This is a genomic window from Lutimonas sp. (genome assembly GCF_051011215.1).
Lineage (GTDB): Bacteria > Bacteroidota > Bacteroidia > Flavobacteriales > Flavobacteriaceae > Lutimonas.
This window is the reverse complement of sequence record NZ_JBPCUJ010000125.1, coordinates 1-16261: the sequence shown is the minus strand read 5'-3', so window position 1 is coordinate 16261 and position 16261 is coordinate 1. Positions and strand designations below refer to the sequence as shown.

The window sequence follows — 16261 nt, the reverse complement described above, 5'->3', positions numbered from 1 at the left end:
ATGTCTACAGAAACTGGTAAAGTACCAATGGGTCAGAAAATTGCCTTCGGGATAGGTATGCTCGCAAATCAAATGTTCCCGGCGGCCATGGGTATCTTCATGGTAGTATTAGTACAGGACCTGGGTTTCCCTGGTTGGATGTGGGGGGTTATTTTCTTTTTACCAAGGGTATTTGATTCGCTTACAGACCCGATTATGGGTTTTATATCAGATAACACAAAATCAAAATGGGGCAGGCGAAGACAGTATGTAATGATCGGTGCCATCATCATGGGAGTTTCGTTTTCTATTTTATGGCAGTTGCAACGTGAGAATGGTGTAGATTATAATTTTACCTACTTTTTAATCTGGTCCTTGGTTTTCTATTTAGGTCTGACCATTTTTAGTGTGCCTTATGTGGCCATGGGTTATGAAATGAGTAATGACTTTCATGAGCGAACCAATATCATGGCAGTCGCTCAATGGATTGGGCAATGGGCCTGGGTGATCGCTCCTTGGTTTTGGGTAATCATGTATGATCAGGGCTGGTTTGAATCAGCGGATGTGGCAACGCGCACCCTGGCCGTATGGGTGGCTATTTTTTGTATGATCTTTGCCATGGTACCCGCTATATTTATTAAGAGTAAGTCTACTTTGGAGGAGGATTATCCACCGATGACCTTAAAAAATATTGGCAGCAGTTTTGGTGGCCTTGTGGATGGGTTTGTTGAAGCCTATAAAAACAAACCTTTTAGAAAATTATGTATTGCAACTTTTCTGGTGTATAATTCTTTTTATACTGTTTCTGCGTTTACCTTTTTTATTATTGTTTATTACCTGTTTAGCGGAGATGCAGATGCGGCAGGAATTTGGCCAACACTTTTCGGAAGTTTAGGAGCTTTGGCAACTACATTTTTGGTGATTCCGATTGTCACCAGAATGTCAAAAGCCTTGGGTAAAAAGAAAGCTTTTATGCTGTCTCAAAGCATATCTATTTTAGGATATCTATTGTTGTGGTTTTTATTCGTTCCAGGTAAACCGTACCTGTTTATAATTGCCTTACCATTTTTTGCTTTTGGTATTGGCAGCCTCTTTACGTTGATGATGTCGATGACCTCTGATGTGATCGATCTTGATGAGTTAAATTCAGGACAACGAAGAGAAGGGGTATTTGGCGCCATATATTGGTGGATGGTAAAATTTGGCTTTGCCATTGCGGGTTTATTAAGCGGAATCATTCTATCGGTAATCGGTTTTAACGCTGATGCTGCAACACAGACCGAGGGGGCGATCACAGGCTTAAGACTCTCTTTTTCTGGTCTCCCTATTCTGGGGACCTTAATCGCTCTATTCATTATGAGAGGCTATGATATGACCGAAGAAAGAGCCCTTGAAATACGAAGTGAGCTTGATAAACGCAATGAAGAAGCGGTGTCAGAAACTCAATAGAGGTGGCCCTTTTTTGGTTGAATGTAAGGTGATAAATAATTTAATAACTAGCGTATAAAATCACAATAGATATGAAGTGCAGAAAAATCATGTTAGTCTCACTACTGTTGGTAGTAATTTCGGCGGTTGGACAGGAAAGAAAGTTGGTATGGGAAGAAAACTTTGACGGGAATCAACTTGAGTCTGAGGATTGGAATATTATACAGGGAGATGGTTGTCCTCATTTATGTGGCTGGGGAAATAATGAGAAGCAGATCTATGCTGAGGCCAATCAGCAAGTAAAAGATGGTTATTTAACGATCGTTGCAAAAAAAGATGGCGACACTTATACTTCTGCAAGAATCAATACAAAAGGTAAAAAGGAGTTTCAATACGGTAGAATTGAGGTTCGAGCTCAGTTAGCGACGGCAAAAGGTCTTTGGCCTGCATTTTGGATGCTGGGATCTAACATAGACAAAGCAGGTTGGCCACTAAGTGGAGAAATAGATATTCTTGAATATGTGGGCAGAGAACCGGAAACTATTTTTACAACCTTGCACACCGCAGACAGTCACGGTAATTCTAAGAATACAAGAAAAGATAAGGTGGAAGGAATCGAAGAAGGCTTTCATATCTTTGCTGTTGACTGGACCAAAGATAAAATGGATTTCTACATTGATGACGCCTTATTCTACAGCTTTGTTCCTGAGAATAAAACGGTTGAGGTGTGGCCGTTTGACCAACCATTTTATATCCTGATTAATTTAGCCATTGGCGGAAATTTTGGCGGTGCTGAGGTAGATGACTCCGCTTTACCCAGTGAATACATAATAGATTATGTGAGGGTTTATCAATAATTTGTATCGGAATCTGATTGAATAAGATGCCTTATTAATCAAAAATAACTTCTATATTGCAGAGCAAATTTTTTAAAATCACTTATTTATTATGGGACAAACTAGTACAAAAAGAATCAATATTTATTTCGTAACCATTGTAATTACCTTAGGAGGTTTATTGTTTGGATATGATACAGGTGTGATCAATGGAACACAGTTTTACTTTTCGAAATATTTTGAGTTAACCGGATGGTTAAAAGGTTTTATTGTAAGTAGTGCTCTCTTAGGAGCTCTTGTAGGTGCTGCTTCGGCAGGTGTGATTTCAAAATCAATTGGTAGAAAAAAGTCCTTGATTATTTCAGCGATTTTATTTGCAATTTCTGCCTGGGGATCCGGGTTGCCATCTATGTTGCCCGAATCTATGGGACTCATGGTGTTTTTTAGAATACTGGGAGGAATTGCCATTGGTATGGCCTCTATGAATGCGCCCATGTATATTGCAGAGATCGCCCCGGCTAAAAATAGAGGAACCCTGGTAACATATTATCAAATGGCGGTAGTGATAGGATTTTTTGTCGTATTCCTTGCCACTTACTTTATTGGTTCAGGGCTAACTGAACAAGAGAACATTGACTATGGATGGAGATATATGTTCTGGTCTGAATTGGTGCCGGCACTTGCCTTTTTGCTATTGCTCCTTATGGTTCCAAAAAGTCCGAGATGGTTAATGATAAAAGGAAAAGAAGAAGAAGCGAAGGAAGTCTTGGTCGCTATTCACGGACAAGACGTTGCTGATAAAGAATTTGCAGAAATAAAGGATTCAATTGTAAGTGAAGGCAGCATAAAAAAGGCCTCAATTTTTCAAAAATCTTTGTTTCCAATAGTTATAATTGGAACAGTACTTTCTGTGTTACAACAGTTTACTGGTATTAATGCGGTACTGTATTATGGTGCTGACATTTTCGAACAGGCACTTGGTTTTGGAAAAGAAGATATATTATTACAACAAATTTTATTGGCAACAGTGAACCTGTTGTTTACGTTTATCGCTATGTTTACTGTCGATAAATTAGGTAGAAAACCATTGTTAATTATTGGTGGCGTAGGTATGTTACTCGGTTTTCTTATCATGGGTTTCACCCTTTACTTAAGTGATTATTCAGCAGTGAACTCTGCCGGTTTACCAGCTATTTCCAGTACGGAAGGAATTATTTGTTTGGTTGGGATTTTAATGTTTATAGGATCCTTCGCTATGTCTATGGGACCGATCGTTTGGGTATTACTAGCTGAAATATTTCCGAATAGAATCAGAAGTACGGCCATGGCAATTGCTGTAGCTGCGCAATGGTTGGCTAATTATTTTGTATCTCAAACTTTTCCGATCATTGTAGAAAGTGATGCCAATAGATTGGTGGCAGATGGTGGTACCTGGAATAATTCCCTGCCCTACTTTTTGTTTTCAGCGTTTATCATTTTCATTATTTTCTTCACCTGGAAGTGGATTCCAGAGACCAAAGGAAAAACTTTGGAAGAGATGGAAGCTATATTTAATAAGGGGAAAAGCTAAGAACTTTTAAGTATGAAAAAGAGAATGAGCAGGCTGATTAAATACTTAGCTCTGTCATTGATGCTCTTTGTTTTTTTAAGTCAGTCAAGTTGTAGTAACGACAATGATTTTGAGGAACAAGAGCAGGGACAACAAGAGCCTGGACAAGAGGAAGTTTCGGATGAAGCCGTACCCTTTATAGAAATAACCACGCAAGGCCCCATCGTTGATGACCCAAAAGTAAAGGCTAGCATTAAAATATCAGAAAAAGGCAACGTAGTTCATGAGGGTCATATTGGTATTGAGCTAAGGGGAGCATCATCTTTGCATTTTGATAAAAAATCATATGGTGTGGAAACCTGGGATGCCAATGGAGAAGATATAGATGTTTCGCTGCTTGGAATGCCTGCCGAAGAAGATTGGGTGCTTCATGGACCTTACAGTGATAAAAGTCTGATGCGGAATAAATTGATGTATGACATATCCAATGATATGGGTAGATATGCCAGTAGAACTCAATTCGTAGAACTGAAAATAAATGCCTTTTTCAAGGGGGTCTATGTTTTTATGGAGAAGCTGAAGCGGGATAAAGAAAGAATAGACATCAAGAAATTGAATATAGATGAAAATTCAGGAGAGGATCTTACTGGTGGATATATTCTTAAAATTGACAAAACTGCCGGATCGAATTTAGGAGATGGATATAACCATCAAAATTCATTCAGATCAGAACACAAACCGAAATTTTCAGAGGCCAATATTAACTTCCTGTACGAATATCCCGATGCTGAAGATATCACCAGTCAGCAAAAAGAGTATATTTCTTCTTATGTAAAAGGATTTGAGAATGCCTTGGCTTCGGATAATTTTAAGGATCCTGAAGTGGGATATAGAGCTTTTATTGATGTTCCGAGTTTTGTGGATTTCTTTATTCTGAATGAACTGTCGAATAATGTAGATGGTTATCGTATTAGTACCTATATGCATAAAGACAAGAATGGCAAATTGAAGATGGGGCCTATTTGGGATTTTAATCTTGGTTTCGGAAACGCAGATTACTGCAGTGGTGAGAGCACGGAAGTGTGGGCCTATAAATTTAATGAACGATGTCCCGGAGACTATTGGTCGGTTCCATTCTGGTGGTACAGACTTTTAGAAGATCCTTATTTTGTAGAAGAACTCAAGCAACGATGGAATGTATTAAGAGGCAATGTATTGTCTGTAGAGAGTATTAAGGGGAAAACAGCGGCCTATGAAACCAAATTGAATGAGTCAGATGCAATCCACACGAACTTTACGATCTGGAATATCCTGGGAGAGTATGTCTGGCCCAATAATTTTGTAGGGACCTCACATACGGCAGAGAGAATTTACCTGGAAGAGTGGGTGTCTGAAAGAGTGGCTTGGCTTGATGTACATATCAGTCAGTTGTAACAGTCTTGATGAAAGTACTGATTTTCAAGAGGCTGTAAGAAGAGGAGAACAATCCTAAACGAACATATTATGGTCATTATCAATTCTTTTGCAGTAGCAGTGGTGTTACTTTTTATAACCATGCTCTGTTGGGGCTCATGGGCCAATACCCAAAAACTGGCAACTAAAAAATGGCCCTTCCAACTATTTTACTGGGATTATGTCATCGGAATTCTGATTTGTGCCCTGGTCTTAGGTTTCACTTTGGGAAGTTTTGGTACCGCCGGCAGGCCGTTTCTGGAAGATTTAATGCAAGCGGATCAAAATACTTTTTTTGCCGCCTTTTTAGGAGGAGTGATCTTTAATCTTGCCAATATTTTATTAGTGGCCGCTATTGACATAGCAGGTATGGCCGTGGCCTTTCCAATTGGAATTGGTTTAGCGCTTGTCTTAGGAGTCATATTGAATTATATCAAATATCCGATTGGTGATCCCATGTACCTTTTTGTAGGTGTTTTTCTGGTAGTAGTCGCCATAATTCTGGATGCAAAAGCATATAAAAATATTGATAAGAGCGACGGAAAAGTTTCTTCAAAAGGGATACTACTCTCCCTGGTGGCCGGTTTATTAATGGGTTTCTTTTTTCGATTTGTCGCGGATTCAATCTCTTCAGATTTCTCAAATCCAGCTCCGGGTAAATTCACACCCTACAGTGCCTTTTTTGTATTTTCGATAGGAATTTTAGTATCCAATTTTCTGTGGAACTCTATAGTAATGGCAAGACCTTTTAAAGGGGAAGCGGTGCCTTATAAAGACTACATTCGACTTGGAAATCTTAAGTTGCACAGCATTGGATGGTTAGGTGGTATTATTTGGGCAATTGGTATGTCATTTAGTTTATTAGCCTCTGAACAGGCCGGTTTTGCGATCTCTTATGGCTTGGGTCAGGGTGCCACTATGGTTGCAGCTATTTGGGGTGTTTTTGTCTGGAAAGAGTTTAAAGCTGCCGATGCCAAAACCAATCGTCTTATTAACTTTATGTTTTTGTTTTTTATAATAGGTCTTGTGCTGATCATATATGCAAGATTAAAATAGTCTGATTATGAAGAAAAAAATAGTTGTTGTTGGAAGCTGTAATACGGACCTTGTCATCAGAACTTCTTCCTTTCCGAAACCAGGAGAAACGGTTATGGGAAGTGATTTCAATATTTTTGCAGGTGGCAAAGGGGCCAATCAAGCCGTTGCGGCAAGTCGCCTTGGAGCCGACGTTGTATTTGTAACCAGGGTCGGAGATGATTCATTTGGCAATACAGCTATACAAGGGTTTAAAAAAGAAGGCATGCTTACAGATTATGTATTCAAAGATACATCACATCCAAGCGGCGTTGCTACCATTACGCTCAATGAGTCAGGTGAAAATTCTATTATCGTCGCGCCGGGTGCCAATAATGCCCTTACGAAAGAGAATGTTGCATCGATCAAAGAAGAATTACGGGGCTCTGAAATTCTTCTGGTTCAATTAGAAGTGCCATTACCTTCTGTTCTTCACGCCATCGAACTTGCTCATTCATTACATAAGAAAGTAATTTTAAATCCTGCTCCGGCCTGCGAACTTCCAAAAGAAGTCTATGGTAAAATTAATGTGATCACACCCAATGAAACAGAGGCCTTTCTGCTGACGGGCGTCGATGTGGTAGACGAGTCTTCCGCTTCAAGGGCGGCAGCGAAATTTTTAGGCTGGGGAGTAAAACATGTGGTGATCACGATGGGTGAAAAAGGGGTGTTCTTTAAAGATGCGGCTGATGCCTATTTGATGCCTGCCATTAAAACAAATGTGCAGGATACAACAGCAGCTGGAGACATCTTCAACGGTGCTCTGGCCGTAGGTCTTGCAGAAGGAGAAAGTTGGTCCACAGCCTTAAAATTTGCAAATATTGCAGCATCCATTGGCGTGAGTAGATTAGGAGCGCAGGCTTCCATTCCATTTAGAGAAGAGGTCCTTAAGTATTTGTAAACAAAGCGTTTAAAACAAGTGTCATTTGTGTGTTACCGTTTTCTAGAGAAGGTGATCGTTTGTGTTTTCTTCAAAATTCCTAAAAAAACATTCGTAAATGACAAAATAGTATCAGTTCTTTTCTTGATAGATATGTAATTTTGGATTGCAATTATTAAGTATAAAAAAATGTCAGTAGAAACAAAGTTATCCTTAAAGGAAAAGCTGGGTTATGGTCTTGGCGATGGAGCAGCCAATATAGCCTGGAGGGGAGTAGCCACCTTCTTATTTATTTTTTACACTGATGTTTTTGGATTGAGTCCGGTTACAGTTGGTGTGTTGATGCTTGTCGCCAGATTTAGTGATGGAATCAGTGATGTTCTGATGGGTGTTATTGGAGACAGAACCAAATCGAAATACGGAAAATTCAGACCTTGGATTTTATGGACCGCTATACCCTTGGGAATCATTTTATCTTTATTATTTACATCACCCGATCTTAGTGATTCCGGGAAAATTATTTATGCCTATATCACATATATCTTTTTTACCTTGATCTATACTGCGAATAATGTTCCTTATGGAGCCTTGATGGCGGTAATGACAGGTGATGATAAGGAAAGAACAAGTTTAGGTTCGTTCAGGATGGTAGGTGCTTTTGGAGGAGGAATGCTGGTACAGGGAGCCCTCTTGTTTTTAGTAGCCCATTTTGGGAATGTGAATCCTGAAATCGCGATAGATCAATTGGCCGAGGAGAAGTTTAGAGTTACCATATCAGCGCCATCAGATGTAGAGAATGTCAACATAAAAACTGAAAATGGAATTGCCGATTTTATATGGGATGACAGCAGCCTGAACAGTGACGAAAATATTCCGACTCATAGCAAGAGTTTTTCAATTGAAGCAAATAAAGAATACGCCTTTATCGTAAGCGGGGAGCCTGGTTTAGAAATAGCAAGTATATCACTTATAGATCAGAAAAAAGGATATAGTAATTCAATGTATATTATGTCTGTATTTCTGAGTCTCTTTATGTTTATAACATTCTATACCACCAAAGAGAGGGTACAGCCCCCAAAAACACAAAAGAATAACTTAAAAAGAGATTTAAAAGATCTTGTACGAAACAAACCTTGGTTGGTACTGTTGGTGATTGGACTCTTATTCAATATTTATAATTCCATTAAGCAGGGTATTGTAATCATATATTTCACACATTATTTGAATAATCAATTACTGGCAGCTTCCTTCCTGGTTGCGCTCATGCTGGCATCTGTGGCAGGGGCAATGATAACGGCACCTTTAGGAAAACGTTTTGGAAAGAGAAACTTATTTATCGGCGCTTTACTGTTTTCAGGAGGTATAAATTCTCTTTTCTATTTTTTAAGTCCCTCAGATGTGGAAGCAGTGTTTACCGTTGGAGTCATCTCAGAATTTGCCTCAGCTATTTTCCCGACACTTTTCTTTGTGATGCTGGGAGATGCTGCCGACTATTCGGAATATAAAAACGGTCGAAGAGCGACAGGGCTCATTTATTCTGCAGGTTCTTTTGCCACCAAGTTTGGAGGAGGAATCGCAGGTGCAATTATCGGATTGGTATTGGGAGCCTATGCCTATGACGGACAAGATGCAACATCCATTGAAGGAGCCATTCCTGGGATTATCATGTTAATGAGCTGGGTTCCGGCAATTATCACGGTGATTGCTGCGGCATTTATGCTGATTTATCCTTTAAATCAGAAAAAATTAGACGAGGTTACTACCGAGTTAAACAACAGAAGATTACAAGAAAGTACAAACTAGAACAGCTATTAAATTTTTCACAAATGAAATACGGTCATTTTGACGATGCGAACAGGGAATATGTAATTACCAACCCTAAAACTCCATACCCATGGATCAACTACCTGGGTAATGAAGATTTCTTTTCACTCACTTCTAATACAGGAGGTGGATATACCTTTTATAAAGACGCCAAATTCAGACGTCTTACCAGGTACAGGTACAACAATGTACCCGTTGATGATGGGGGCAAGTATTTTTATATCAAGGACGGAGATACGGTTTGGTCACCGGGATGGAAACCTGTCAAAACAGAATTGGATAGCTATGAATGCCGTCATGGTATGAGCTATACCAAGATCAAGGGCTCTAAAAACGGAGTAAGTACCGAAGTACTGCAGTTTATTCCTTTAGGGTTTTGGGGTGAGATTCAGAAAGTCAGCCTGAAGAATGACAGCAATGAAACCAAGAAACTGAAATTGTTTTCATTTATCGAGTGGTGTCTTTGGAATGCCGAAGATGACATGACGAATTTTCAGCGAAACTTTAATACTGGTGAGGTAGAAATCGAAGATAGTGTCATCTATCATAAAACGGAGTTCAAGGAAAGACGTAACCATTATGCTTTTTATTCAGTGAATGAAGAGATCCAGGGTTATGATACCGATAGAGAATCATTTATTGGTCTATACAATGGCTTTGATAGTCCAGAGACAGTTGACAAAGGAACACCTGGCAATACTGTGGCCCATGGATGGTCTCCGATAGCGTCTCACTATCTGGAGGTAGAATTGCAGCCGGGAGAACAAAAAGACCTGGTGTTTATGTTAGGATATGTTGAAGTGGATGCCGATGACAAATGGGAATCCAAATCGGTGATTAATAAGAATCCGGCCAAAGCCATGATCGAAAAGTTTGATACGGTGGCTAAAGTAGATGCAGCCTATGATGCATTAAGAACTTACTGGGATGATTTACTCTGCACGATATCAATAGAATCAGGTGATGACAGATTGGATCGAATGGTGAATATCTGGAATCAATACCAATGTATGGTAACTTTTAACATGTCTCGTTCAGCGTCATTTTTTGAATCTGGTATAGGTCGTGGAATGGGCTTTAGAGATTCGAATCAGGATTTGATCGGCTTTGTGCATCAAATACCAGAAAGAGCCAGAGAACGTATTTTTGATATTGCTTCCACTCAGTTTGAGGACGGATCATGTTATCATCAATACCAGCCACTCACTAAAAAAGGAAACTCTGCGATTGGTGGAGACTTTAATGATGACCCACTTTGGTTGATTCTATCGACAACCGCATATATTAAGGAAACAGGAGATTTTTCTTTGTTGGACGAATTAGTGCCTTTCGATAATGATAGCGCCAGAGCCAAACCTCATTTTGAGCATTTGAAAGCCTCCTTTTATCATGTTGTAAATAATTTAGGACCACATAAGTTACCTCTTATTGGAAGGGCAGATTGGAATGATTGTCTGAATTTGAATTGTTTTTCTGACGACCCGAATGAATCGTTTCAAACTACAGGAAATAAAAAAGGAGATACGGCAGAATCACTCATGATCGCAGGCTTGTTTGTGGTATATGGGAAAGAATATATCGATCTATGCAAATATATAGGGAAGGATGCGGAAGCAGCCGAAGCTGAAGTGCATGTGAATGCGATGATTGAAGCTGTAAAAAAGCATGGTTGGGATGGTGATTGGTATTTAAGAGCCTATGACTATTACGGTAAGAAGATTGGTTCTGATGAAAATGAAGAAGGGAAAATATTCATAGAATCACAAGGCTGGTGTACCATGGCTGAAATCGGAAAGGAAGAAGGATTGGTAGAAAAATCATTGGATTCAGTGAAGGAACATCTCGATTCTGAATACGGCGTTGTTTTGAATTATCCTGCCTTCACAAAATACCATATCGAATATGGTGAAATTTCTACGTATCCAGCCGGATATAAAGAAAACGGGGGTATATTTTGTCATAATAACCCATGGATCATGATCGGTGAAACCATGATCGGAAGGGGAGACAATGCCTATGATTATTATACCAAAATTGCACCGAGCTTTTTAGAAGATATTTCTGAATTGCACAAGGTGGAACCTTATGTATATTGTCAGATGATTGCCGGTAAAGAAGCATTCAAGCCAGGAGAAGCGAAGAATTCCTGGTTGTCAGGAACCGCTTCCTGGAACTTTTATGCTATCACGCAATACATTCTAGGTGTCAGACCTGAATATGACGGCTTGAGAGTTGATCCATGTATTCCTAAAGCCTGGGATGGTTTTAAAATGCAACGGAAATTTAGAGGAGCTACCTACCAACTGATCATCAAAAATCCTGATCATGTGAGTAAAGGCGTAAAGGAGCTCATCATAAACGGAGAACATTCAAACTCCAACTTAATTCCACTTCTTGAAGCAGGTAAAGATCACACAGTCGAAATAATTATGGGATAAAAGATTGAGATTTTTACTGAAAGAAACTCCTGAAAGCATTCGTTTTCAGGAGTTTTCTTTTTTGAGTCAGACAGAAATCATTGATGCGAACTAAAGGGCCTCGATTCTGATCCCTTCACAAGTGACCAACTCACCTTTATGAAGCTGGTAATTTTGTTCTGTTAAAGGATTATAATACGCGTTGCATGCCTACAAATTCTTTTCGGAATTCGCTGGGCGTGCATTCTTTGGATCTTTTAAAGATGCGATTAAAGTTGGCAATATTATTAAAGCCGCATTGAAAACTGATCTCACCAATACTCTTTTCAGTTTCTATTAACGCTCTGCTGGCATAGCTAATACGGGTGTCATTGACGTAATTGATGAAGGTTTTTCCGGTTCGTTTCTTAATAAAACGATTAAAAGATACCGGGCTCATATTGACCAGCTGTGAAATTTCCTCAAGGGCGATTTTTCGATGGTAATTCTCCTGTATAAACTCGTATACCTTTTTGATGCTTTCACTATTCTGGAAATCATTCATTTCAGAGAACTGAGTAGACAGCAAGGTCTGGTCTTCAGAAGTAGCCAGCTCATTCAGGATCGAAATAAATTCAAGGAAATAATTGATTCCATGAAGTTTAGGCAAGGCCATTAATCTGGGCTGGACCTTTGTTGTGATTTCCTGAGAAAAAAGGATGCCGTGTTTTGACCTGTTAAACATATCTCGGATACACTTAAAGATCCTTCTGGATAACATTTTTTCATTCAAAAGATCATGCTGAATATGGATGGTAATTTCGTAAATCTCTTTGCAGGTGCATTTATTAAGCTCCCAGCCATGTGTCAGGTTGGGCCCGACCAAAACAAGTTCTACATCATCAATGACATTGGTATGATCCCCAATAATTCTACGAACCCCACTTCCTTTTGAAATAAAATTTAACTCATATTCCGGATGAAAATGGATCGGGAAATCAAAATCATCTTTAACTCTTTCATAAACCAGAAAGCTATCCTCCGGGCTTAACTGTGTAATCTCTCTGTGTACGCTACTCCTCATAACTCAATCTTCCTTTATAGTCTTATTCTATCAACAAGTGACAATATAGTATTAATTGTAATTTAGGGCATTCATTTACCCGTTTTTTTTTCAACAGATTAACAAGAATCACTGTTAAAGTTCTTTCTTTAATGCTTAAATGCAATATTTATTGCCTTTGAGATCATTGATTTTTATCTGAAAACTTATGATAAAACCGAAAAAATCAGAGTTTTTAACAATGATTTGAGATTTAATGACAAAATGCGCTTAGTTAAAAAGTCAATTTGCAACTTCAATTGCTATCTAAATTGACTGCTGTTTTTGGAGCTGATCAAACTTTTGATAAAAACCAAACTGATAACAATGGTGAGAAAGGCATAGGGTAGGGAGGTGATGACGATTAGTTTGGTCATAGCTCCCAATAAATCGAGATTGGCAAGTTTGTTACCCAGGAGGAGTAACGAACATCCAAAAACAGGTAGAAATACGCCCCAGATATATCGATGCCTTTTTGAAGGGCTCCTGTTGCCATCATCTGAAAACATACTAAGCACATAGATGGCGGAGTCCATGGAAGTGATCAGAAAGGTAAACAAGACCAATACCACCAGTGAATTGATCAAAGTCTGAAAAGGATACACCTCAAAAAACACAAAGATGGATGTAAATACATTGCCAAATTCATTGTTGTAATTGGTCCAATGTTCAAGTCTCAGGAAAGCGTTTTCCCCAAAAGCAGTGAACCAGAAAAAAGTGCCAAGAGAGGGAATCAACAGGATGGCAATTACGAATTCCCGAATGGTTCTTCCCCTTGAAATACGAGCGATAAAGATACCTGTAAATGGCGCCCAGGACAGCCAGAATGCCCAATAGAAATAGGTCCAGGAACTCAGGAATTCTTTGCCAGGATCATATTGACCGATGGCAAGACTCAGGTAAATAAAATCGGTGAAATAGTGGTAAAGGGTGGAAGCGAATCTTTGTATCATTAACCAGATATCACCTTGTAAAAAAACAAACAAAAGTAGAAATAAGGCAATGAGTATGTTAATTTTAGAGATGACATTAATTCCTTTGTTAACGCCGTAACTTGCCGATAGTAATGAAATGGCACTTATTGTCAATAGAATCCCTATAGTTCCCTTTAACTGAAAGTCGAGTTCGGGTATAAGGTGGTTAAGACCTCCTGTAATTTGTGTGACTCCAAGCGCTACAGCAGCAATGACACCAATTACAGTGACCAAAATAGTCAAAACATCTATTCCTTTCAGCAGGTAGCTGTTGGAATTAATGCGTTTTACAGGAGCACTCAGAAGCACAGGTTCTTTATGCACATAGATATAAAAACCTATGATCAAGGCAAACAGACCATACATGGCCCAGGGAGTGAATCCCCAATGATAAAAGGTGTATTCCAGGGCCAGGGTCTGATTATCTTCTGCAGTTTGTATGGGTGGATTGTTGAACATGAACACCGGTTCCTGAACGGCTCGTAAGATTAATCCTGCCCCCATACCGGCACTGAATAGCATGGCTGACCAGGACCAGAGGTTGTATTCAGGTGTATCATCCTTCTTGCCCAGTTTCTGTCTGCCCACTGGTAACATGGCCAATATAACTAAGAGTAAGACGCAGCCCAGACCAAGAATCAGATAAAATTGACCGAAATATTCTCTTACCCATACAGACAGGTTAGAAATCTGAGTAATGGCATTTAAAGGATTGCTGATGATCCAAAGCGAAAATAAAAATAATGATAAAATAGACAGTCCCAGAAGCTTGTAGGTTTGTAATTGGTTTTTAGGACTATTCATGAATGCTCAGATCAGTTTTTTCAAAAGACCTTTAAAAGTAGCATTTTTTTAGCAGAGCTATTCAGGACCGAAGGCTTTCCATCTGTAAATCTATCGGAATAAAAAAGTCGGTAAAACAGACTATTAGCTGTTTTACCGACTTTTCTTAGGTTAAAAAGAATTTCTTTTAATTTACCTGATGGATCGTGGCCTCTCCAATGACCAGACCTCTGTTGACCATGGGGCTTCCTTTATAATGAATAGAAGCTTCTCCATAGGCAGTGACCTTTAAATCATCAGAAACATTGAGTTTGATTCTTCCTTCTCCGTATGCCGTTACTTTTGCACTGGTGTTTTTAACACCAAAAGTATTGATCTCACCTTCACCATAAGAGATGATTCTTTGGCGTGCTGCATAGCCTTCTTTTACTTCAAGGTAAGACTCTCCATACATGGTGGCATAGAATTTATCGACTTCAATTTCGCTCAGGTATACCTCTGATTCTCCATAAATTTTAAGTGTTAATTCTTCACTTTTTAAATTGCTTTTGAACTTATGCGTCTCTTCGCCTCTTAAAGAAACTTCTTCTAAACTTTTATAATATACTTTGGCTGACACAATGGTACCATTGTATATAGCGTCTTTGCCTTTGTAATCGTCATACTCCACCTTTTCTGATTTGGTATATACTTTTGCATCGTCCAGGTAAATGTGCAGCGTATTTCCCTTTACTTCGACGTTCAATTTATCCATAGAGACATCAATATCTTGAATAACGACAGATTCTTTGTCGGCCTGTTCGAAAATTACTTCGATATGAGGGCTTATAATAACTTCATCAAAAGAGTTTAGGTCAAATGTCTTCTTCTGCGCTTCTGCATGTTGGAATCCAAGAAAAGCAACAACAGTAATGATAAGTGTGAGGTAAGTTTTTTTCATGAGATGGTTATTTATTGTTATATGTTCCTTCCAATTTTTTGTCATTGGTTTCTATAAAGATACAGGGAAAACAAAATTGTTACACTTTGAATAAAAAAAATAACTATTCCTTGTTGAGACGGGTATGTTCCTGTTTTATTTCTTTGTCATAGATTGAACACCTTGCCAGTCATCGTCAATTTCCTGAGTAATCAGGTGGGCCGCTCTGTTTAAAAAGAGTTTGGCGGTAAGATCTTCAGGGTTTTGTTTAAAAATTTGTTGAAAGGTAACTGCCGACATCGCGAATTCTTTATTGAAATACAATTCCATGCCCCGATCAAAGGTGCCGAGTGTTTTTAGTTTATGCTTGTAAAGTTTTTTGGGATCTCCATTAATGCATTCATATAATTTTATGGGCTTTTTTTTGCCAATTACCTGTACCGGTCCCAGGTATCTAAAAACAAATTCATCAGGATCTTTTAAGTTGTTCAGGCATTTTCCTGTCATGAGTATGGAGGTGCCGAAGTGCTTGGAAAGCCCTTCTATTCTGGAGGCGGTATTCACCGTATCAGAGATTATAGCAGCATCTAAGCGTTCAATATCTCCTGTGATTCCCATGATCAGGTCTCCGTTTTGCATACCGATTCCTACTTTAACCGCAGTTCGCTGCTTTGTTTTTCGAATTTTATTATAATCATCCAAGGCCGCATGCATTTCTACGGATGCTCTCAGGGCGTCCTGAGAACCTCCAGGGAAAAGTGCCATAAAACCGTCGCCCAGGTATTGCATGATAAATCCTTCATTTTTCCGAATTACCGGCCCCATTCTTTTATTAAAGGAATTGATGAATAAGAAATTATCCTTGGGGCTTAGTCCTTCTGAGAGTGAGGTAAATTCACGAATATCGACAAACATCACTGTGACCTCTTTTTCTGCGAGATCTCCCAAAGACACTTCAGTCAGCCTGTTTTTACCCAAAGATTTAATAAATTCGGTAGGCACAAATTTTTGACTTACCTGATGAATTTTTTTGATGGCTTCTTCTCTTTCCTGTGCTTCCTTAAG

12 protein-coding genes are annotated in these 16261 nt (G+C 39.0%); 8 read left to right on the top strand and 4 right to left on the bottom strand.

Going from position 1 to position 16261, the window contains the following annotated elements:
- The 8 genes from ACR2MV_RS12155 to ACR2MV_RS12120 all read left to right on the top strand — a co-directional run bounded on the left by ACR2MV_RS12155 (position 1) and on the right by ACR2MV_RS12120 (position 11460).
- Positions 1 to 1428, top strand: a complete 1428-nt coding sequence (locus ACR2MV_RS12155) for an MFS transporter (protein WP_434022189.1) — start codon at positions 1 to 3, stop codon at positions 1426 to 1428.
- 71 nt (positions 1429 to 1499) lie between these two features.
- Positions 1500 to 2264, top strand: a complete 765-nt coding sequence (locus ACR2MV_RS12150; RefSeq protein WP_434022188.1) for a glycoside hydrolase family 16 protein — start codon at positions 1500 to 1502, stop codon at positions 2262 to 2264.
- A gap of 91 nt (positions 2265 to 2355) precedes the next feature.
- The gene (locus ACR2MV_RS12145; protein WP_434022187.1) at positions 2356 to 3813 is read left to right on the top strand and encodes a sugar porter family MFS transporter; all 1458 of its coding nucleotides are present in this window, start codon (positions 2356 to 2358) and stop codon (positions 3811 to 3813) included.
- 12 nt (positions 3814 to 3825) lie between these two features.
- Positions 3826 to 5226 (top strand): CotH kinase family protein, encoded by a 1401-nt coding sequence (locus ACR2MV_RS12140; protein WP_434022186.1) that lies wholly within the window; start codon positions 3826 to 3828, stop codon positions 5224 to 5226.
- A gap of 69 nt (positions 5227 to 5295) precedes the next feature.
- On the top strand, positions 5296 to 6300 hold the full coding sequence (locus ACR2MV_RS12135) for a GRP family sugar transporter (RefSeq protein ID WP_434022185.1): 1005 nt from the start codon (positions 5296 to 5298) through the stop codon (positions 6298 to 6300).
- A gap of 7 nt (positions 6301 to 6307) precedes the next feature.
- On the top strand, positions 6308 to 7219 hold the full coding sequence (gene rbsK, locus ACR2MV_RS12130) for a ribokinase (protein WP_434022184.1): 912 nt from the start codon (positions 6308 to 6310) through the stop codon (positions 7217 to 7219).
- Between the two features lie 168 nt (positions 7220 to 7387).
- On the top strand, positions 7388 to 9001 hold the full coding sequence (locus ACR2MV_RS12125; protein ID WP_434022183.1) for an MFS transporter: 1614 nt from the start codon (positions 7388 to 7390) through the stop codon (positions 8999 to 9001).
- A 23-nt stretch (positions 9002 to 9024) separates the two neighbouring features.
- Positions 9025 to 11460 carry a GH36-type glycosyl hydrolase domain-containing protein gene (locus ACR2MV_RS12120; protein ID WP_434022182.1) on the top strand — a complete coding sequence of 812 codons (2436 nt, stop codon included), beginning with the start codon at positions 9025 to 9027 and terminating at the stop codon, positions 11458 to 11460.
- A 169-nt stretch (positions 11461 to 11629) separates the two neighbouring features.
- Here the strand turns inward: ACR2MV_RS12120 and ACR2MV_RS12115 are convergent, their stop codons facing one another.
- The 4 genes from ACR2MV_RS12115 to ACR2MV_RS12100 all read right to left on the bottom strand — a co-directional run.
- A complete protein-coding gene (locus tag ACR2MV_RS12115; protein WP_434022181.1) occupies positions 11630 to 12502 on the bottom strand; it encodes an AraC family transcriptional regulator in 873 nt (290 codons plus the stop codon).
- A 281-nt stretch (positions 12503 to 12783) separates the two neighbouring features.
- Entirely contained in the window at positions 12784 to 14298 is a 1515-nt protein-coding gene (locus tag ACR2MV_RS12110) for a BCCT family transporter (protein ID WP_434022180.1), read from the bottom strand.
- A 166-nt stretch (positions 14299 to 14464) separates the two neighbouring features.
- Positions 14465 to 15217 carry a head GIN domain-containing protein gene (locus ACR2MV_RS12105; protein ID WP_434022179.1) on the bottom strand — a complete coding sequence of 251 codons (753 nt, stop codon included), beginning with the start codon at positions 15215 to 15217 and terminating at the stop codon, positions 14465 to 14467.
- A 135-nt stretch (positions 15218 to 15352) separates the two neighbouring features.
- Positions 15353 to 16261 (bottom strand): adenylate/guanylate cyclase domain-containing protein (locus ACR2MV_RS12100; protein WP_434022178.1); only part of this gene is annotated, 909 nt, incomplete at its 5' end.